Source organism: Pseudoalteromonas ardens (genome assembly GCF_030125445.1).
Taxonomy (GTDB): domain Bacteria; phylum Pseudomonadota; class Gammaproteobacteria; order Enterobacterales; family Alteromonadaceae; genus Pseudoalteromonas; species Pseudoalteromonas ardens.
On the sequence record NZ_JASJUV010000002.1, the window covers coordinates 531,558 to 553,135 of the forward strand.

Here is a 21,578-nt window from a genome sequence, read left to right on the forward strand (position 1 = left end):
GGCCTCATTCAGCCCTGTACAGCAGCCTTTGGGTCTTTGGGATAAAAGTGATCCGGTTGCCTTGCGCATAAGGCAAATTCGCGGGTGTTTTTATAGGGTAGTTTCATAAAGCCTGCGACGCCAAAGTCCTGAATACTCATGGCATATTGCATAATACGGGTCAGCAGCACTTTAAACTCACGCTCTTTACTGGCATCCAGCAGGCAATAATAATGGTGAATTTTAAGGCGGTCGTTGAGCGACTCAAAAATGATGCAGCCGGTATGATGGATCTGGTTTAGCTCAAATACACACTGCACTATCTGCCGTGGTAATTGTAGTTGCTCATCGGGGTCTTTGCCGTCCTCAAAGTAAGAATGCGGCCTGGCGATTTCGCTGGTGCCAATGTCCGATACCGTATATTGCAGCTCAGGAACCTGATCAAAAATAAACGCACCTGTGCCGTCACGCTGAAGCTGAATGGTCTGTCTGGCGTCGAACAGGCAGCATTTAAATAAGCCTTTCTGCTCTATGCCTTGAGCCAGCATCACAGTGGCATTTACCGCATCGGTAAAAGCACTTTGCAAAGATTCATCGTGCAGTACCAGGCTGGATTCAACAAACAACGAAGCGTCTTTCCAGTGAAAACTCAGACCGCCTACTACCGGATACTTTGCCAGCCGGCTGATGGACGCCAGAAACGCCTTTTCGCTATCGCCGGTATCAAACAAAAACTCTTTATAGTAGCGGTCAAGCTGAGCGTCGTTCACATCCAACAGTTGCTGGTTATGATCGGCCCGGCGTAAAAACTGTTTGCGAGAGCTGTACACAACGGTGTCTGGCTCTTCATCGATTTCAGTGAACCAGAATGGGATGCTGGCCTTACTAGGCGTTGTTTCAAGTTCAGGCAAATACATACGGGCCATTGCCGGCATATTACGCATAAAGTAGTCACCGGCCTGATCGCGTGTGGCTTTGTCTTTACTCAGCATTGCATCGATCATTCTGGCAAATGCCTGCGGCAGCCCCAAGCTGGTTGCAGGAATTACAGCGGCACCAAAACGGCAGGACTGAGCGCTGGCCAGTGCATAGATTGTGGATGCCACGCCCTGCTCGTCAAAGCGCGGCGAAGAACGCGCACCCGACATCTGTTCGTCACCGATAAAATACACATCGCCCATTCGGGCATTAGTACTACTGATGTCAGAGGACATCAGATCCATGATATTGCTGGCAATGGGCTCGCCGTGGGCATCAAGCTGTGCATACACCGAGCTACCCCAGTCAACCAGCGAGAAGCTATCTGTTTGTACATCCCAGACGATGTTAGAGGGTTTAATATCGCCATGCACCACAGGCTGCGGCGACATGCCATTTTTACGGTCGCGTAAATCAACTAAAACGTTACGTAGCTTATTAGCCAGGTGCACCAGTTCATGCGGTTTAAAGCGACCACGTTTTAACGACCACTGCTCCAGATCTTCGCCTTTTGCGCGGGCCATCATCAGGATCCCCTGCTTTTTTACCCGTTCAAAGGCGTAAAATTCGGGCACCATAGGGTTATGGATCTGCGACAGCATATACGCTTCGTCTTCAAGGCGGTCGCGCACGCTTTGTGCCAGTGTAATGCGGGAGAATTTAAACACCCATTCCCTGTCCTGCTCATCAATACCGGCAAAGACAAAACCAAAAGCCCCAGAGCCAATCACTTCCACATCCCGATAGCCCAGCAAAGTCAGTTGCTTTTGGCAGATGTTGAGCCACTGACGGTGTTTTTTTGCATCTTTATGTGAGAGCAAATACACCGACTGCTGTTCATTGATGTAAAAGTTGTGGATCGACTTTTCTGCCATATAACTGTCCGTTTAACGCTATCCGTTTAGTGTACGACTGTAATACTCACCTCTAGTGCAACCAATGGATGTTCATCGATTGCTGCAAGCGTATGTTATCAAATCGGTTATGAAGTTCGGGCATGATAATTAAAAAAGGCCGACATGAGCCGACCTTTTTGTTATTTGCACGTGTTAGGCGTTTTCGATTTTCGCCCAGGAGTCACGCAGACCAACCGTCTGGTTAAACGTTAGCGTGTCACCCTTGTTATCACGGCAGTAATAACCTAAACGCTCGAACTGGAAGCCCTGCTCAGCTGCTGCTTCTGCCAGAGACGGCTCAAGCTTAGCATTTGCAATGATCACCAGTGAGTCCGGGTTCAGCGTTGTTGCAAAATCTTCCGCAGCAGCCGGGTTTGGTACATTGAACAGGCGGTCATACTGACGTACTTCTGCATCAATGCAGTGACTTGCAGAGACCCAGTGGATCACCCCTTTCACTTTACGACCATCAGCCGGATTTTTACCCAGAGTATCTGCATCGTATGTACAGTAAATCGTGGTGATGTTGCCCGCGTCGTCTTCTTCAACACGCTCAGCTTTGATCACATAGGCATTACGCAGACGCACTTCTTTGCCCAGTACCAGACGCTTAAACTTTTTATTTGCTTCAACACGGAAATCATCGCGCTCGATGAAGATTTCACGTGTGAACGGCAGCTGACGTGAGCCCATATCCAGCGTCGGGTGGTTAGGCGCGTCAAGCATTTCAACCTGCTCGGCATCATAGTTCTCAATGACTATCTTAACCGGATCAAGCACAGCCATCGCACGGGGTGCATTTTCGTTCAGGTCGTCACGGATACAGGCTTCTAGCATGCCCATTTCAACCATGTTGTCTTGCTTGGTAATACCGATGCGCTTACAGAATTCGCGAATAGACGCTGGGGTATAACCACGACGACGCAGACCGGCAATGGTTGGCATGCGCGGATCGTCCCAGCCTTCTACCTGACCATTCACAACCAGGTCATTCAGCTTACGCTTTGACATCACAGTGTATTCAAGGTTCAGACGAGAAAACTCAATTTGCTGCGGGTGACACTCAAGACTAATGTTGTCCAGTACCCAGTCGTACAAACGGCGATTATCCTGAAACTCCAGCGTACACAGTGAATGAGTGATCCCTTCCAGCGCATCCGAAATACAGTGCGTAAAGTCGTACATTGGGTAAATGCACCACTTGTCACCCGTTTGATGGTGGTGAGCAAAACGAATACGATAGATAATAGGGTCACGCAACACCATGAAAGAGCTGGCCATATCAATCTTAGCACGCAGTACACACTCGCCTTCTTTAAACTCACCGTTCTTCATTTTTTCGAACAACGCCAGGTTTTCTTCTGGTGAGGTGTCGCGATGCGGGCTGTTTTTACCCGGCTCAGTTAGGGTGCCACGGTATTCACGCGCCTGCTCTGGCGACAGGAAACACACGTAAGCAAGGCCTTTGTTGATCAGCTCAACCGCGTACTCATATAACTTGTCAAAGTAGTTAGACGAATAGCAGATCTCACCGTCCCAGTTAAAGCCCAGCCACTGCACGTCTTCTTTGATTGAGTTAACGTAATCCAGATCTTCTTTTTCCGGGTTCGTGTCGTCAAAGCGCAGGTTACACAGGCCCTGGTAGTCGCGAGCGATGCCAAAGTTCAGACAGATAGACTTAGCATGACCTATATGTAAGTAGCCATTTGGCTCCGGTGGAAAGCGCGTGTGCGTGCCGCCATGCTTGCCGCTGGCCAAGTCCGCATCAATGATATTTGTTATAAAGTTTGTTGGGCGATTTTCTGCTTCCGCCATAGGAACTCATTCCTCTGAAAATTTAGTACCAGTTAACTGAGGCATTATTACAAAAAGTTCGCGCAACGAACAGCGTAAAACTGAGGCGAGAACAGATTTACCACGCAATTGTGTAAACCTGGGCATAAAACAGCCAATTCAAGTGTAAAATGGCGCGTCATTTTTATGACAAATTTTGTTCTAGCGCAATATATTCGTCACACGCTCGCTCTATCATAGGCGTCAACAACAGAGGTATCGCAAGGAAAAACCTATGGCATCAATGAATCTTCACCGCGTTTACATTCCAACGAACGCACGCAACAACCATTATATTCTGGCTGAGTTTAAACCCAGCGACGCATTCTTCGATTGTTTTGACGACGTAGAAAGCTGCTACCAACGCCTGGCCCGAAAGTTGTTTGCCATTTGCGACGAACATGAGTTATTTAACGTCCACGTGATTGCTAATGACAAGCTGCCAGTCGTGCGCTATCACGATGAGGCCTACAGCCTGCAAACGGATAAGCAGATCCTGTTCTTTTACAACCCTAAATATCACGAAGGTCACAAGATACACTACGAAGCGGATCACAGAGCGCGCAAAATCCGCTTGTTATTCCTGGCAACGGGTGACGAATTACGCGCCAATGCGGCCAGTTTTCACAGCAAAGTGAAAAAAGCGCTAGACGATTTAAAAGAGCAATATGAGCCAGAAGGCCTGTCTTATAAAGTACGCGACCATCAGCATCTGACCTATGATATTTTCGCTAAGGTGAAAGGTCACAGGGAAAGCTATGGATACAAGCTGCGTAGTTTATATCCGCGTTATCAGGCACGTAACTGTAGCTTACCAGAGCAACACTCAGAGATGAGCTATGTGTCGTTTTCTGTGCCTATCACCCGTGCAATCAAAACAGAATATCAAAGTCAGATGCGCCCGGGCGACTATGCTCAGTTTTATCGCAGCATTGAAGACAGCTTTTTGACTTTATGCGACCAGCTGCAACTGACTCATGTTGGTTTTATCGCAGATGGTCGCCTGCCGCTGGTACGCAGCAGTCAGATAGATAAATCAGACGCAAACCGCGAATTACAAAAGCTCAGCTTTGATACTTCGGCGCTCGATGGCCAGGTGCGCTCTATTTGGGCAGGTGAACACCTGTGCGATACCATGCATTTTGTGGTGGTCGCCAGCGACAAAGATAAAAAAGACGTTGGGTATGGTAAGTTTATGAACAACGCCGAAACCATGATCCGTCGTTTAACCGGCAAACTGCCAATTAACCCTGAAAAGCAAGATGTGATTGTACGCTTCTTCCAGCATATCAGTTATCAGGATTAAACCTGTTCAGCGGGGGCCCCTCCCCCGCTTTTAACGGATTTTGCACTGCCCCTCAAAATAACAAGTTCGCACCTGACCACCTCCCTGGCTTACTCGCAGCCCGCTGGTTCACCACAAAATGGGCGATAAGATAACTCGATAATAGCAATAAGAATCTAGCAATGTGCTAATGGGTGTTTGTGCAGACATGTGGTGTAGGCATGCCTTTGTAAACATATGGCAGAGTTAAAAAGAAAAGGCGCCCTCAGGCGCCTTTTTAAAATCATTTTAATTGCTGGAGTAGTAGCATACATCACATACACGTAAGAACTGCATGTTGTGAGTAATACGACTATTCCATTGCTGATTGTCATCCTGGCTGTAATGGGTATGCTCTCGCATAAACCAATACCCTTCCCTTTGTTTATATAGCAACTTAAAATTCAGTACATTTTTCTCGGTCTGGGCACTCAGGCACTCTGCATAGGTATCTTCATTACACGGCAGAATAAAACTCATACTGTTGTCGTCTTCCATCTGCCAACGGCCATTAGGGCCGAAAATACCGCCAGTGTATATAATCGCCCTACCATCAGACTGAGGCTCAAGTACCAGGTGTCGGCCTTTGTTATTCAAATCCATGGTATCGATGTAAAAAGTCCGCATGTAATCTGCTTGCGTTGGCTCAACCTGACCAGGTAGTTTTGCTATGCTTGCCAGAATAAAAGGCGAATCCCCGCCGCGCTCTTTTATATAAGCAGATTGATTATTGAAAAACTGTCCATATCTGACCGTCTGCGTGTATTCAGCAAATGTATAACTCAGTGTATCTTGTGTTTTGCTTACTGATACATCCAAACGGTGCTGCTCCCCCGTTACACCATCTGTTACGGTATAAACCCCCGCTGTAGCAGAGGTGAATTCGAGCGTAGTATTCACAGCACTGAATGTTCCCCCCGTCGACAACTCTCCACTGAGAATCGGCGAGAGCCCCAAAGTTTGACTGCCCGCAGAGAGCTCAGGAATGTCCATCATCTCCAGGCCACGGTATATTTTATAGCTGCGCCTAGGGACCATAACATCGTCGAGCCCTTCATAATTACCCCATTCAGCTTCTGGTACTAAGCCTGAATCCAATGTCGGCACAATTTCAAAACGATACACAAACTCCAGAGCCACAAAGTCACCCTTCGCAGCTACAATTTTTGCGCTGAGAATATTGGGGTCAAAACTTAGCTTTTTAAATGTTTGTGTACTGGTATTCAGAAATTCTTTCTCTAATGAACGGCCAAAGAGGTTTCGCTCCGGTCCGCCGCTCAAAATCAGATAGTTATCACCATCATAGTAAGGGGCATAATGAAACGGCACTTGTTGTTTGTAGTCTTCATAGTCAACAGTCAGAGCTCCACCAATCAGGCTAGGTAAGCTGGTACTTGTAGATAGTTTACTGACGTAAATGTCATCAGATAAACGTTGTTCAATGTAGTAGGTGTGTTCGAGTGACTTCACATCCCCTTTTGTTAACACAACCAACTCGTAGTCCTGCTCACTGGCATGTATTTTTACCGCTATTTTATCGCCTTGTTGTGCAACAACCTCAATAGGTAAAAACTGAGTACGACTACAGTGTGCGATACATTCGGCTTCTCGTGTAGTCAGTTCAATATCATCCTGGTTGTTCCAGTCAAATGCGAAGCCCTGATCCTTATACAGCCCCAGCCCCTTATTATCATCCGTAAAGTGAAATAGCACATCGCCAGATTGGTTAGACCAGGTACCCTTTACAGCATCGTCGGACAAAGTGATCGTCTCTGAAGGGTGAGATTCGGGATCTGCGGTTACCTGAATAACGATAGTCTGAGCAGACGTGTCTTTAGAATCCGACAGCACTAGCGCTATGCTATGAGTGTCCACATCAAAGATACCTGGCTCAGCAACTAAAGAAAATGCATTGCCTGTTTGATCCAACTTCAGCCATTCAGGCAGTTCTTCTGGTGAAACACTAACAGAATCCCCTTCTTTATCACTTAATTCAAAGCGCTTGGTGCTCTGCACATTGGCAGAAATGACCCATGTCCCCTCGTCGCTCTTCAGAGTCGGAGCAGTATTATGAGTTGAACTTTGACCACCCTGAGTGCCCGGCGTAGCATTACCAGTTGATTCAGATGACCCTCCACCGCATCCAGCGAGTAAGGCAATCATCAACGATCCCAATAAAAATCTCATACAATTTCCTATAAGCAAAAAATAGCGACATGATAAAAAATGGTGCTTTATGCTGCTTACCAAACAAGGTCAAATAACAATGCTGAGACAGACACTGTGATGAGATTACCTTCTAAAGCAAAGAGGTAAGACAAGCAAAAAATCGAACGCGGATTATACAGAAAAACACATCAAATGAGACAATAAGTTATCAGGAGAATTGTAAAGAAAAGATCAAAAAAGGCGCCCTGAGGCGCCTTTTTTTACAGTACAGGTAAAGTGATTACCAGCCTGCTTTTTCTTTTAGTGCAGAACCGATCTCAGCAAGTGAGCGAACGGTCTTAACGCCTGCAGCTTCAAGTGCAGCAAACTTCTCGTCAGCTGTACCTTTACCGCCTGCGATGATTGCACCAGCGTGACCCATACGCTTACCTGGAGGCGCTGTAACACCTGCAATGTAAGAAACAACTGGTTTAGTCACGTTGTGCTTGATGTATTCTGCCGCTTCTTCTTCAGCAGTACCACCGATCTCACCAATCATTACGATTGCTTCAGTCTTAGGATCGTTCTGGAACATTTCCAGTACGTCGATGAAGTTAGTGCCTGGGATTGGGTCACCACCGATACCTACACAAGTAGACTGACCGAAGCCAGCGTCAGTAGTTTGCTTAACCGCTTCATAAGTCAAAGTACCTGAACGAGATACGATGCCTACTTTACCAGGAAGGTGGATGTGACCAGGCATGATACCGATCTTACACTCGCCCGGAGTGATAACACCTGGGCAGTTAGGACCAATCATGCGAACGCCAGTTTCTTCCAGCTTCACTTTAACATCAACCATATCAAGTGTTGGGATGCCTTCAGTGATACATACGATTAGCTCGATACCTGCGTCGATCGCTTCAAGGATAGCGTCTTTACAGAATGCAGCTGGTACGTAGATTACAGATGCAGTTGCACCAGTAGACTCTACCGCTTCACGTACAGTGTTGAATACTGGCAGACCCAGGTGAGTTGTGCCGCCTTTACCAGGAGAAACACCACCAACCATTTGCGTACCGTACTGGATAGCTTGCTCAGAGTGGAAAGTACCCTGGCCACCAGTGAAACCCTGACAGATTACTTTAGTATCTTTGTTAATTAGTACAGACATTATTTGCCCTCCGCAGCAGCAACTACTTTCTCAGCAGCGTCAGTTAGAGACTCAGCTGCAATGATGTCAAGGCCAGAGTTAGCTAGTACTTCACGACCCGCTTCAGCGTTAGTACCTTCAAGACGTACAACTACTGGTACGTTTACGCCAACTTCTTTAACCGCACCGATGATACCTTCTGCGATCATGTCACAACGAACGATACCGCCGAAGATGTTAACTAGTACAGCTTTAACGTTGTCATCAGAAAGGATGATCTTGAACGCTTCAGATACACGCTCTTTAGTTGCGCCACCACCTACGTCAAGGAAGTTAGCTGGCTTTCCGCCGTGCAGGTTTACGATGTCCATTGTACCCATCGCTAGGCCAGCACCGTTAACCATACAACCTACGTTACCGTCTAGTGCAACGTAGTTCAGCTCGAAGCTTGCTGCGTGAGCTTCACGCGCGTCTTCTTGTGAAGGATCGTGGAATTCACGGATCTTAGGCTGACGGAACAATGCGTTGCCGTCTACACCGATCTTGCCGTCAAGACAGTGCAAGTTACCTTCGTCAGTGATTACCAGAGGGTTGATCTCTAGTAGTGCAAAGTCGTGGTTGATGAACATGTCAGCAAGACCCATGAAGATCTTAGTGAACTGCTTAACTTGAGTTGGGTTCAGACCTAGTTTGAACGCAAGCTCACGACCTTGGTAAGCCTGAGGACCGACTAGTGGATCGATCTCAGCTTTGTGAATTAGTTCTGGTGTGTTGTGAGCAACTTCTTCGATCTCAACACCACCTTCAGTTGATGCCATGAACACGATTTTACGTGAAGCACGGTCAACAACAGCACCCAGGTATAGCTCATTTGCAATATCAGTGCAGCTTTCTACTAAGATTTTAGCAACTGGCTGACCTTTCTCGTCAGTTTGGTAGGTTACCAGGTTTTTGCCTAACCAGTTTTCAGCAAATGCGCGGATCTCGTCTTTGCTGTCTGCTAGTTTTACACCGCCCGCTTTACCACGGCCGCCAGCGTGTACTTGACATTTTACAACCCACTTGTCACCACCGATTTTACCAGCAGCTTCTACAGCCTCTTGAGGCGTGTCACAAGCGTAACCCTCTGATACAGGTAAACCATATTCGGCAAAAAGTTGTTTTGCCTGATACTCATGCAAATTCATGATGCTTTATCCAATTTTTTATACTAAAAAAGCTGAATATTTATGCAAATAATCAGCTATCCCAAATTGCGCCCATAGTATAGATCTCAAGGCCTTGTATGAAAACCCCAGTAAGACTAATGGCGCAAAAAAAAAGCTGTATGCGGACATTATGCTCACATACAGCTTAATCTTTAATCTAGATGATTAAACGTCCAGAAGCAGACGCGTTGGATCTTCCAGAAGTTCCTTAATTGTAACCAGGAAGCCAACCGATTCTTTACCATCGATTTGACGGTGATCGTAAGATAGCGCCAGGTACATCATAGGCAGGATTTCAACCTTGCCGTTTACCGCCATTGGACGCTCCTGGATTTTGTGCATACCCAGGATTGAAGACTGTGGCAAGTTGATGATAGGCGTAGACAGTAGTGAACCAAATACACCACCGTTAGTGATTGTGAAGTTACCGCCAGTCATGTCGTCAACAGTTAGTTTACCGTCACGGCCTTTAAGTGCCAGCTCACGGATGCCTTTTTCGATTTCAGCAACAGACAGCTTGTCACAGTCGCGTAGTACTGGTGTTACCAGACCACGTGGTGTAGATACTGCGATGCTGATGTCGAAGTAGTTGTGGTAAACGATGTCATCGCCGTCGATAGACGCGTTTACTTCAGGGAAACGCTTCAGTGCTTCTGTAACCGCTTTCACGTAGAAAGACATGAAACCAAGACGGATACCGTGACGCTCTTCAAATACGTCTTTGTACTGCTTACGAAGGTCCATGATAGGCTTCATGTTTACTTCGTTGAACGTAGTCAACATCGCCGTAGAGTTCTTCGCTTCAAGCAGACGGTTCGCGATTGTCTTACGCAGACGAGTCATTGGAACACGCTTCTGAGTACGGTCACCTACTGGCGCCGCAGGTGCTGCCGCCGCTGGCGCTGCTGCTGGTTTTGCCGCAGGCGCTTTCAGGAATGCGTCAACATCTTCTTTAGTGATACGACCGCCTTTGCCTGTGCCTTTGATTTGTGAAGCATCAAGACCTTTTTCAGCAATCAGACGACGTACAGATGGCGTTAGCACGTCTGCATTGTCATCGCTTGCTGGTGCAGCGTCAGCCTGTGCAGCTGGAGCCGCTGCTGGCGCGCCACCGGCAACCAGTTTACCAATCACTTGCTCACCCAGAACGGTTTCACCTTCTGCGTGCAGTTGCTCGCCCATTACACCGTCTTCAGGTGCAACAACTTCAAGAACAACTTTGTCTGTTTCGATGTCTACCAGGTTTTGGTCGCGGCTTACCGCTTCACCTGGTTGTACATGCCAAGTTGCAACTGTAGCGTCTGCTACTGATTCAGGAAGTACAGGTACTTTAATGTCCACTTCTTTACCTTCTGCTGCTGGCGCCGCTGCTGGCGCTGCTGTTTGTTCATTTGATTGCGCTGGAGCGGCATCTGACGCGCCCAGCTGTGCGATAACTTGCTCACCAAGAACCGTTGCGCCCTCTTCTTCAGAGATAGCGACGATAACACCGTCTTCCGGTGCAACCACTTCTAGCACAACTTTGTCTGTTTCGATATCTACCAGGTTTTGGTCACGGCTTACTTTGTCACCAACGCTTACGTGCCATGTGGCAACTGTTGCATCTGCAACAGATTCAGGAAGAACAGGAACCTTAATTTCGGTCGTCATCTCTAATTCCTTATTTCTTAATAGTTAAAGCGTCAGCAATCAACGCATTTTGTTCTTTTGTATGGGTCGACATGTAGCCACATGCAGGCGCTGCTGCAGCTTTACGACCGGCGTAAGTCAACTTCGCACCACTTGGGATAGCTTCCCAGAAATGGTGTTGTGAACAGTACCAGGCCCCCTGGTTTTGAGGCTCTTCCTGACACCATACGAAGTCTTTAACGTGCTGGTAGCGAGCCATGATTTCGTCCATCTCTTTGTGCGGGAACGGATATAACTGCTCCACACGAACGATAGCGACATTATTCAGCTCTTGCTTGCGACGCTCCTGTAGCAATTCGTAGTAAACCTTACCGCTACAGAACACAACGCGCTCGACGTTTTCAGGATTGATGTCATCAATCTCATCGATCATGTTGTGGAAAACACCTTCGGACAACTCATCCAGGCTAGACACAGCCAGAGGGTGACGAAGTAAAGATTTTGGTGTCATAACAATCAGTGGACGACGCAAAGGACGTACTGACTGACGACGTAACATGGCATACACTTGTGCAGGTGTACTTGGTACACACACTTGCATGTTGTGGTCTGCACACAGTTGCAGGTAACGTTCAAGACGCGCAGAGCTGTGCTCAGGGCCTTGGCCTTCGTAACCATGTGGCAGTAATAAAGTCAGACCACACAGACGGCCCCACTTTTGTTCACCTGAGCTCAGGAATTGGTCGAAAACAACCTGAGCGCCATTAGCGAAGTCGCCGAATTGTGCTTCCCACAGTACCAATGAAGTTGGCTCAGCAGTTGCGTAACCATATTCAAACGCCAGTACAGCTTCTTCAGACAATACTGAGTCATATACTTCAAACAGACCCTGATCGTCTCGAACGTTTTGCAACGGCAGATAAGTTGAAGCATCAGCTTGGTTGTGAACAACAGCATGACGGTGGAAGAAAGTACCACGACCTGAATCCTGACCGGTCAGACGAATGTCTGTACCCTGATCAACCAAAGTCGCATAAGCAAGTGTTTCTGCCATACCCCAGTCAAGTAGCTTTTCGCCACTGGCCATGGTCTTACGGTCGTCGTAGATTTTCTTAACCCGCGACTGAGCTTTGTGATCAGCCGGGTAAGTCGAGATTTTCTCGCTTAACTCTTTGAGCTTTTCAACCGGAACACTTGCCTCGTAAGCCGTATCCCAGTCGTGACCAACGTACTTAGACCAATCTGAAGAGTGCTTGGTCTCAGGTTGAATTTCTTCAACCACAATCTGACCTTTGTCCAGACCGTTACGGTAATCATCAGCTAGCGTCTTCGCTTCTTCAGCGCTCAGTACGCCTTCAGATACCAGTTTGTCAGCATAGATCTGACGAGGCACTGGGTGCTTTTTAATCTTCTGGTACATCAGAGGCTGAGTTGCATTTGGCTCGTCGGCTTCGTTGTGGCCGTGACGACGGTAACAAACCAAGTCAATCACCACATCACGCTTAAACTTATTACGGAAATCAAGCGCAACTTGCGTTACGAACGCAACCGCTTCCGGGTCATCCGCGTTAACGTGGAAAATAGGTGCCTGAACCATCTTAGCGATGTCAGTACAGTACTCAGTTGAGCGCGTATCTTCCTGGTTTGACGTAGTGAAACCAACCTGGTTGTTCACCACGATGCGGATTGAACCACCCACACCATAAGCACGAGTCTGAGACATGTTGAATGTCTCTTGCACCACACCCTGACCTGCGATAGCTGAGTCACCATGGATAGTAATTGGCAGTGCTTTAGAGCCGCTCTTACAGTTAAGGCGATCCAAACGTGCACGTACCGACCCCATAACCACTGGGTTTACGATCTCAAGGTGTGACGGGTTAAACGCCAGCGCCATGTGAACGTTGCCGCCCTGCGTTGCAAAGTCTGAAGAATAGCCCATGTGATATTTTACGTCACCAGAGCCCGCTGACTCGCCGTACTTGCCCGCAAATTCGTCAAACAGTACTTGTGGGTTTTTACCCAGTACGTTAACCAATACGTTCAGACGACCACGGTGTGCCATACCAATGACCACTTCTTCCTGGCCACTTTCGCCGGCACGATGTACCAGTTCTTTTAGCATGGGAACCAGTGAATCACCGCCTTCCAGTGAGAAACGTTTTGCGCCTGGGAATTTAGCACCCAGGTACTTTTCAAGACCATCAGCGGCGGTCAGGCCTTTAAGGATCCTAAGCTTAGTTTCTTTGTTGTATTTAGGCTGTGCGAAGGAAGATTCGATGCGCTGCTGTAACCAACGTTTTTCTTCTGTTGAAGTAATGTGCATATACTCTGCACCGACAGAGCCACAGTAAGTGGTCTTCAATGCATTGTATAAGTCTTTTAGCTTCATTGTCTCTTTGCCACTCGCAAAAGAGCCAACGTTATATTCTTTTTCCAGGTCGGCATTGTCTAAATCATGATAGGCCAGGTCGAGTTCACGAACTCGATCACGCTGCCATAGACCCAATGGATCTAAATTCGCGTTTTGGTGACCTCTGAATCTGAATGCATTAATAAGCTGCAAAACACGAACCTGTTTTGCATCTGCCGCACCTTCCGCAGAAACGATTACTTCTCTGTGTTTGTTTTTAGCAAGGTCTGCAAACTGAGATTTGATCTCTGAATGCTTAACATCAACGTCAACGCCTTCTACCTTTGGCAGTTGATCAAACACTTCTCGCCATTCTTCTGGCACTGAAGCCGCATCATCAAGATACGCCTCATATAAATCTTCAACATATGCAACGTTGCCGCCGTATAAGTGCGAAGATTCCAGCCATGCCTTCATCACACCTTCGTGCATTTATTAGCCCTTTTTCTAGCGCAGAAACTTAAACGAAAACAAGATGGCATGCTGAGCATGCCATCTGTAGATTTAAATATGTATTAAACCGAACGATTTAACAACATAGATTTAATGTGTCCGATCGCCTTAGTAGGATTCAAGCCTTTCGGACAAACGCTTACACAGTTCATGATACTGTGGCAGCGGAAGACGCTAAACGCGTCATCAAGGTCAGCCAGACGCTCTTCTGTTGCAGTATCACGGCTGTCAGCCAGGAAGCGATACGCGTGAAGAAGGCCCGCAGGACCGATAAATTTATCTGGGTTCCACCAGAATGATGGGCATGACGTTGAACAACATGCACACAGAATACACTCGTACAGTCCATCCAGCTTATCACGCTCTTCAATGCTTTGAAGACGCTCTTCTCCACCGGTTGGCTTGTCGTTGATCAGGTAAGGTTTTACCTTTTCATATTGCGTGTAGAACTGGCTCATGTCGATAACCAGGTCACGGATCACTGGCAGACCAGGTAATGGACGAACAATAATCTTGCCTTTGCCATTGTTCTGCAATGCAGATAGTGGCGTGATACAAGCCAGACCATTCTTACCATTCATGTTTACACCGTCAGAACCACACACACCTTCACGGCATGAACGGCGGAACGACAATGTTGGATCTTGTTCTTTCAACATTAACAGTGCATCTAGCACCATCATGTCGCGACCTTCTTCAACCTCCAGCTTGTAATCTTGCATACGAGGTGCTGAATCTACGTCAGGGTTGTAACGATAAACAGATAATTCTAAAGTTGCCATCGCTTAGCTCCTAGTATGTACGTGCTTTCGGTGGGAATGCTTCACGTGTCTTAGGCGCAAAGTTTACTTCGCGCTTAGTCATCGTGTCTGACTCTGGGTGATGCAGAGAGTGGCACAGCCAGTTCTCATCGTCACGCTCAGGGAAGTCAAAGCGAGAGTGTGCACCACGGCTTTCTGTACGGAAGTTAGCTGCAACGGCTGTTGAGTAAGCTGTTTCCATCAGGTTATCAAGCTCTAAGCACTCGATACGCTGGGTGTTGAACTCAGTTGACTTGTCGTCAAGACGCGCAAACTTAAGACGTTCACGGATCTCTTTAAGCTCTTTAAGGCCATCCGCCATCGCATCACCTTCACGGAATACCGAGAAGTTAAGCTGCATACATTCTTGTAGATCTTTCTTGATCTGAACCGGATCTTCGCCTTTGCCTTTCTCAGACGATTCCCAACGGTTGAAGCGCGCAAATGCCTGCTCAACATCGTCAGAAGATGCATCACCTGTAGACTCAAAGCCTTGTAGGTAAGTACCCAGGAAGTTACCTGCCGCACGACCGAATACAACCAAGTCAAGCAGTGAGTTACCGCCCAGACGGTTTGCACCGTGTACAGATACACACGCGATTTCACCAACCGCGAACAGACCTTCAATGATGCGCTCTTCGCCGTTTTCATTCACGTTCAGTACCTGACCATTTACGTTGGTCGGAACACCACCCATCATGTAGTGACAAGTTGGGATAACTGGAATTGGCTCTTTAGCAGGGTCAACGTGTGCGAATGTCTTAGACAGGTCACATACGCCTGGCAGGCGTAGGTTAAGCATTTCTTCACCCAAGTGGTCAAGCTTAAGCTTAATGTGTGTACCCCAAGGGCCTTCACAACCACGGCCTTCACGGATTTCAGTCATCATTGCACGAGCAACAACGTCACGACCCGCAAGGTCTTTCGCGTTAGGCGCATAACGTTCCATGAAACGCTCGCCGTCTTTATTCAGAAGGTAACCACCTTCACCACGACAGCCTTCAGTTACAAGCGTACCCGCACCAGCGATACCGGTTGGGTGGAACTGCCACATTTCCATGTCCTGCATAGAGATGCCAGCGCGAACCGCCATACCAACACCGTCGCCCGTGTTGATGTGCGCGTTAGTGGTTGATGCGTAGATACGACCTGCACCACCCGTTGCTAAAACAACAGCTTTAGATTTGAAGTAAACGACTTCGCCGCTTTCGATGTCGATTGCAGTAACACCAACTACGTCGCCTTTGTCGTTCTTAACCAGGTCAAGCGCGTACCACTCAGAGAAAACGTTAGTTTTGTTCTTAACGTTCTGTTGGTACAAGCAGTGTAACAATGCGTGACCTGTACGGTCTGCCGCAGCCGCAGTACGTGCAGCCTGCTCACCACCAAAATTCTTAGACTGACCACCGAAAGGACGTTGATAAACACGGCCATTCTCAAAACGAGAAAAAGGCAGACCCATGTTTTCAAGTTCAGTGATCGCCTCAGGACCAGTTTTGGTCATGTACTCAATCGCGTCCTGGTCACCAATGTAATCAGAACCTTTTACCGTGTCGTACATGTGCCATTCCCAGTTGTCTTCGTGGGAATTACCCAGCGCAACTGTAATACCACCCTGTGCAGATACCGTATGAGAACGTGTAGGGAATACTTTAGAGATCAATGCACAAGTTTTGCCTGACTCAGAAATCGCAAGCGCTGCGCGCATGCCAGCACCACCGGCGCCAACTACAACAGCGTCAAATTCACGAACATTATATTTCACTTAAACACCCCACAATACAAACAGGCCAACAACAACATAAGCCAGTGCCATCAGATTAAGTGCAAAGCCCAGCACAGAACGCATCGTTGAACATTTCACGTAGTCCGTAAGAACTTGCCACAAGCCAATACGAGTGTGGACCATGATGCATACCAGTGTGATGAAAGTTGCCGCTTTAACGGCCAGGTTTGAGAATAAACCTGTCCAGGCTTCATAGCTGATTTCGGGCGTTAGCAGAAAATAGCCAACGATAAACACCGAATAAGCCAGGATGATTAGTGCAGTCGCGCGCAAAGACACATAGTCTTGCACACCGTCGCGCTTCAGAGTTGCTTGATTTAAGACCATATCCACACTCCTGCCAGGATGGCTACGATTACCCACAGCGCCAATGCGATTTTTGCACTGGTGTTGCCCGATTCTAATTCTTCCCAGTGACCCATGTCTTGGATCATGTGACGTACACCGCCAATGATGTGGTAAGACAATACGGTGAGGGTGCCCCACGCGATGAATTTTGCAATAAAGCCAGTCATTAGCTCTTTAACAAATTCAAACCCTTCAGGAGAAGAAAGAGACTCAGACCACGCCCAAATGACAAAGGTCAATGCGAAGAATAACGCAACACCGGTGATACGGTGCAAAATCGACGCTTTTGCCGTAGGTGGCATAGAAATAGTCGTAAGATCTAGATTTACAGGTCTTTGCTTTTTCACAGTTACTTGCCCATCTTGCTCACAAAGGAGCTCATCTACTTGTTTTTATAAAACCACTTGCGCTGCTTGCACAAATGGCACACTCTAGATATACCTGTTTAAACACTGAGCGGTTCACAAAGTGAAAAATGCCAATGTAAAAATAGGTTTACCCACAGACGACACGGTATAAAACCGTAGATAGTATATAAGGCCAAGCGGCCTTTTACAATTCTTGTTTAGATTGAGACGCTTGCGAATTAGCCGATGGTATAATATTTAAACTGCGTAGAATATTTATCATACATTTCTGCATAATTCTCAGAAAAATTGACTTTCCACCCCCATTTTAAGTTAGAATGATCTGAATTTGCTTAACATTAGTATCACAACATAACAATCAGAATATTGTTATTTCATAGGAGATAAATAGATGGCAGATAAGAAAGCCACAGTCCATATCGATGGTCATGATCCGATCGAACTCCCGATCTACTCTGGCACTGCTGGCCAGGACGTAGTCGACGTCCGCACACTTGGCGCTCACGGCTTCTTCACATACGACCCTGGTTTTATGTCGACTGGCTCTTGCGAATCATCTATTACTTATATCGATGGTGCAAAGGGTGTACTGCTACACCGTGGTTACCCAATCGAGCAATTAGCAGAGCAATCTAACTACATTGAGCTGTGCTACCTGCTTCTAAACGGTGAATTACCAAACGACGCGCAACTTGAAGAATTTGCAAAGAACATCACGCACAACACTATGTTGCATGAGAAAATTGCGTCTTTCTTCCAAGGCTTCCGTGTAGATTCTCACCCAATGGCGATGCTTTGTGGTGTGGTTGGTGCATTGTCTTCATTCTACCATGATGACTTGGACATCTCAGACGCTGATCAGCGTATGCGTTGTGCAATCAAGCTGGTTGCTAAGCTGCCAACGATTGCTGCTATGGCATACAAGTACAACACAGGTCAGCCGTTCGTTTATCCACGTAACGACCTGAGCTATGCTGAAAACTTCCTACACATGATGTTCTCAGTACCGGCTGAAGAGTACAAGGTGAACCCTGTTCTGGCTAAAGCAATGGATCGTATCTTCATGCTTCATGCTGACCACGAACAAAACGCGTCTACTTCAACAGTCCGTCTTGCTGGCTCTTCAGGTGCTAACCCTTACGCATGTATCGCTGCAGGTATCGCTTCACTTTGGGGCCCTGCGCACGGTGGTGCAAACGAAGCATGTCTGAACATGCTAGAAGAAATTGGCACAGTTGACCGTATCGACGAATACGTTGCAAAAGCAAAAGACAAGAACGACCCGTTCCGTCTGATGGGCTTTGGTCACCGTGTATACAAGAACTTCGACCCACGTGCGACAGTAATGCGTCAAACTTGCCACGAAGTATTGAAAGAGCTGAACATTCAGGATCCATTGCTTGACGTTGCAATGAAACTTGAACAAATCGCGCTTGAAGACCCGTACTTTGTTGAGAAGAAACTATACCCGAATGTTGATTTCTACTCAGGTATCATCCTGAAAGCAATCGGTATTCCAACCAGCATGTTCACTGTGATCTTCGCTATGTCTCGTACTGTTGGCTGGATCTCACACTGGAACGAAATGCTGTCTCAGCCGGGCCACAAAATTGGTCGTCCACGTCAGCTGTACACAGGCTACACTGCACGTGACTACAAAAAAGAAGGCGACAGATAAGCCGCGCTTAACTTTCGCTTTTGAAATAGGGTTGCCAGTGGCAGCCCTTTTTTATGCCTCTCGATCAGACAGACTTGCAAGCCACTATAAATCCGGTAAAATCCGCCTGCTCAGGCGCAGTAGGAGACCCTTTTGAACGAAAACCCTTGCACACAACTTCGGCATGATTTCCCCATTTTTGAGGTGTCACTAGATGACCAGCCATTGTGTTATTTAGACTCTGCTGCAACGACCCAAAAGCCGCATCAGGTGATCCAGGCTGTAAAGGAATTTTACCAGTCTCAAAACGCCAATGTACACCGGGGTTTACACACGCTCAGTGAACAGGCAACGATCGCCTACGAAGCCGTGAGGGGCAAAATTGCGCAGTTTCTGAACGTACAAAGCCGAGAAATCGTCTGGACCAGTGGCGCGACAGCCTCGCTCAACTTAATCGCCTATGGCCTCAGCGAACGTCTGAATGAAGGCGATGTAATTCTGCTTTCACCTTTAGAGCATCATGCGAATATCATACCCTGGCAACTCGCAGCACAGCGCACAGGTGCCCGTATTGAGTTGTTGCCAGTAGACACGCAAGGTATTCTCCAGCTTAAGCAAGCCAAAGCGCTGATTGCGAGCCTGAAACCAAAAGTACTGAGCGTCTGTCACGCCTCCAATGCACTGGGTAATATCAATGACGTGGCAGCATTGATAGGCAGCTGCAAAAAATTAGATACCATTACGGTGATAGATGGCGCACAGTCTTTATTGCACCTGCGTCCGGATCTGCAGCAACTTGATTGCGATTTTTATGTCTTTTCAGCTCACAAGGCGTTAGGACCAACTGGCCTCGGTGGCCTGTATGGTCGCTATGAACTGCTAAATGCCCTGCCCGTCTATCAAAGCGGCGGTGAAATGATAGACACTGTCAGCTTTACTGGTACAACGTTTCGCCCGGCACCTGAAAAATTTGAGCCCGGCACGCCCAACATTGCCGGTGTGATTGGCTTTGGCGCAGCGCTGGAATACCTGATGGCGCTCGAGCACGACTCTTTGTTCCAGCACGAACAGGCGCTTTATCGCACGTTAGTTGAACAACTAAGCGACATTGACGGGATCCGGATTTGGGGCGATACCACCCACAATGTCGGCACAATCAGCTTTAGTTATAAAAAAGAACATCATTACGACCTGGCAACGCTACTAAATACCCATGGTATTGCCGTCAGAAGCGGCCATCACTGCACGCAGCCACTGATGGCGCATCTGGGCATTGAGGGGACTATCCGAGTCAGCCTGGCGTTTTATAATAATCATCAGGACATCTGTCGATTTATCGCGGCACTGAAAGACACAATCAGCTTATTAGAAGAGTAATTATGGACTTATCACACATAGAGCAGACCCTTGCTCAGCACAGCGCCTGGCAGGGCAAATATCGCGAAATCATGCTATTGGGCAAAGCGCTCCCAGCGATGCCTGATGCGCTTAAAACAGAAGCTGCTCTGGTGAAAGGCTGTGAAAGTAAAGTTTGGTTACACCTGGATCTGGATGAGCAACAACAACGACTGGTCCTCATCGCCGATTCCGACACTCGCATCGTAAAAGGTTTACTGGCAATTATTCTGGCTTGCTATAACAACCAGTTGCCAGAAGAAGCAAAAAAAATTGATGGCTATGAGTTATTTTCCACACTTGGCCTTATCAAACACCTGAGCCCATCTCGTGGTAATGGCGTTCGCGCGATTGTAGAGCGTATTCATCAACAACTTCAGGTGCTGCAATAGCACCTGACAAAACCACAGTGAATTAGCCTGCTTCCCTCGCCCGCTTGTCCAGATACTTACGGATCGCTTTTGCCGCGGCAAAAAAGCCAAAACTGCCCGTCACCATAGTGGCAGAGCCAAACCCGGTCGCACAGTCCATATTTTTACTGCCATCAGCCATTTGTTTGGCCTTACAGACGCTACCGTCTCCCGTTGGGTAAACCAGTTGCTCCGTTGAGTACACACAATCAACGGCAAACTTGCGTTTCGGGTTGGTTGTAAAATTATATTGCTTGCGCAGCAGGTATCGGACTTTTGCAAGCAAAGGATCGTGTGTCGTTTTGGCCACATCCCCATAGCAAATCTGACTTGGATCAGTCTGACCGCCTGCGCCACCTGTGGTGATCACCGGAATTTTTTGTCGCTTACAGTGGGCTATCAACGCTGCCTTTTCTTTCACTGCATCAATGCAGTCAATAACATAATCAAAACCCTGAATATGCTCTTTGATATTATCCAGAGTGATAAAGTCATCTATTACTTCAACCTGACAATCCGGGTTGATGGACTGACAACGCGCCTGCATGGCTTCGACTTTAGGCTGGCCTATGGTCTCAGTTTTTGCATGCAGCTGGCGATTGACATTTGTGACACATATATCATCAAGATCAATGAGGGTAATTTTACCTATGCCGGTGCGCGCCAGTGACTCAGCCACCCAGCTGCCAACACCGCCAATCCCTATCACACAGAAGCTGGCTTCGCCAAGCCAGGTTAATTCTGTATTACCATACAAGCGGCCAATGCCACCAAACCTTAAAGATGTATCTTGCGTCATA

At 47.5% G+C, this 21,578-nt stretch carries 16 protein-coding genes; 4 read left to right on the top strand and 12 right to left on the bottom strand.

Going from position 1 to position 21,578, the window contains the following annotated elements; genetic code table 11:
• Positions 1-8 precede the first annotated feature (8 nt).
• Together QNM19_RS07350 and glnS are read right to left on the bottom strand one after the other, a co-directional pair.
• Positions 9-1,832, bottom strand: coding sequence for a protein kinase domain-containing protein (locus QNM19_RS07350; protein ID WP_049865434.1), 1,824 nt, complete (start codon positions 1,830-1,832; stop codon positions 9-11).
• Between the two features lie 174 nt (positions 1,833-2,006).
• Positions 2,007-3,668, bottom strand: a complete 1,662-nt coding sequence (gene glnS / locus QNM19_RS07355; protein ID WP_010381467.1) for a glutamine--tRNA ligase — start codon at positions 3,666-3,668, stop codon at positions 2,007-2,009.
• A gap of 253 nt (positions 3,669-3,921) precedes the next feature.
• Between glnS and QNM19_RS07360 the strand changes: the two genes are divergently transcribed.
• Positions 3,922-4,992: a DUF3083 family protein gene (locus QNM19_RS07360; protein ID WP_010381469.1), complete on the top strand. Its 1,071-nt coding sequence runs from the start codon at positions 3,922-3,924 to the stop codon at positions 4,990-4,992.
• A gap of 267 nt (positions 4,993-5,259) precedes the next feature.
• Here the strand turns inward: QNM19_RS07360 and QNM19_RS07365 are convergent, their stop codons facing one another.
• From QNM19_RS07365 to sdhC, 9 genes are all read right to left on the bottom strand, one after another.
• Positions 5,260-7,197, bottom strand: a complete 1,938-nt coding sequence (locus tag QNM19_RS07365) for a hypothetical protein (RefSeq protein ID WP_284026538.1) — start codon at positions 7,195-7,197, stop codon at positions 5,260-5,262.
• A 262-nt stretch (positions 7,198-7,459) separates the two neighbouring features.
• Positions 7,460-8,332, bottom strand: coding sequence for a succinate--CoA ligase subunit alpha (sucD, locus tag QNM19_RS07370; RefSeq protein ID WP_010381473.1), 873 nt, complete (start codon positions 8,330-8,332; stop codon positions 7,460-7,462).
• On the bottom strand, positions 8,332-9,498 hold the full coding sequence (gene sucC, locus QNM19_RS07375; RefSeq protein ID WP_010381475.1) for an ADP-forming succinate--CoA ligase subunit beta: 1,167 nt from the start codon (positions 9,496-9,498) through the stop codon (positions 8,332-8,334). The genes sucD and sucC overlap by 1 nt, the downstream gene beginning before the upstream one ends.
• A gap of 186 nt (positions 9,499-9,684) precedes the next feature.
• Complete coding sequence (odhB, locus tag QNM19_RS07380) at positions 9,685-11,169, bottom strand: 2-oxoglutarate dehydrogenase complex dihydrolipoyllysine-residue succinyltransferase (RefSeq protein WP_049865971.1); 1,485 nt, start codon at positions 11,167-11,169, stop codon at positions 9,685-9,687.
• Positions 11,170-11,179: 10 nt separating this feature from the next.
• Positions 11,180-13,993, bottom strand: a complete 2,814-nt coding sequence (sucA, locus tag QNM19_RS07385; RefSeq protein WP_049865972.1) for a 2-oxoglutarate dehydrogenase E1 component — start codon at positions 13,991-13,993, stop codon at positions 11,180-11,182.
• 83 nt (positions 13,994-14,076) lie between these two features.
• Positions 14,077-14,796, bottom strand: a complete 720-nt coding sequence (locus QNM19_RS07390) for a succinate dehydrogenase iron-sulfur subunit (protein ID WP_010381481.1) — start codon at positions 14,794-14,796, stop codon at positions 14,077-14,079.
• Between the two features lie 10 nt (positions 14,797-14,806).
• Positions 14,807-16,579, bottom strand: a complete 1,773-nt coding sequence (gene sdhA, locus QNM19_RS07395; RefSeq protein WP_010381483.1) for a succinate dehydrogenase flavoprotein subunit — start codon at positions 16,577-16,579, stop codon at positions 14,807-14,809.
• A complete protein-coding gene (sdhD, locus tag QNM19_RS07400) occupies positions 16,580-16,927 on the bottom strand; it encodes a succinate dehydrogenase, hydrophobic membrane anchor protein (protein WP_049865973.1) in 348 nt (115 codons plus the stop codon).
• Entirely contained in the window at positions 16,918-17,295 is a 378-nt protein-coding gene (gene sdhC, locus QNM19_RS07405) for a succinate dehydrogenase, cytochrome b556 subunit (protein WP_082225568.1), read from the bottom strand. The genes sdhD and sdhC overlap by 10 nt, the downstream gene beginning before the upstream one ends.
• A gap of 412 nt (positions 17,296-17,707) precedes the next feature.
• Here sdhC and QNM19_RS07410 point away from each other — a divergent pair, with 412 nt between their 5' ends.
• The 3 genes from QNM19_RS07410 to QNM19_RS07420 all read left to right on the top strand — a co-directional run bounded on the left by QNM19_RS07410 (position 17,708) and on the right by QNM19_RS07420 (position 20,760).
• On the top strand, positions 17,708-18,994 hold the full coding sequence (locus QNM19_RS07410; protein ID WP_125564282.1) for a citrate synthase: 1,287 nt from the start codon (positions 17,708-17,710) through the stop codon (positions 18,992-18,994).
• Between the two features lie 132 nt (positions 18,995-19,126).
• Positions 19,127-20,350, top strand: coding sequence for an aminotransferase class V-fold PLP-dependent enzyme (locus QNM19_RS07415; protein ID WP_284026539.1), 1,224 nt, complete (start codon positions 19,127-19,129; stop codon positions 20,348-20,350).
• 2 nt (positions 20,351-20,352) lie between these two features.
• A complete protein-coding gene (locus QNM19_RS07420) occupies positions 20,353-20,760 on the top strand; it encodes a SufE family protein (RefSeq protein WP_010381491.1) in 408 nt (135 codons plus the stop codon).
• A 22-nt stretch (positions 20,761-20,782) separates the two neighbouring features.
• Here the strand turns inward: QNM19_RS07420 and tcdA are convergent, their stop codons facing one another.
• Positions 20,783-21,577: a tRNA cyclic N6-threonylcarbamoyladenosine(37) synthase TcdA gene (gene tcdA / locus QNM19_RS07425; RefSeq protein ID WP_049866167.1), complete on the bottom strand. Its 795-nt coding sequence runs from the start codon at positions 21,575-21,577 to the stop codon at positions 20,783-20,785.
• Position 21,578 lies beyond the last annotated feature (1 nt).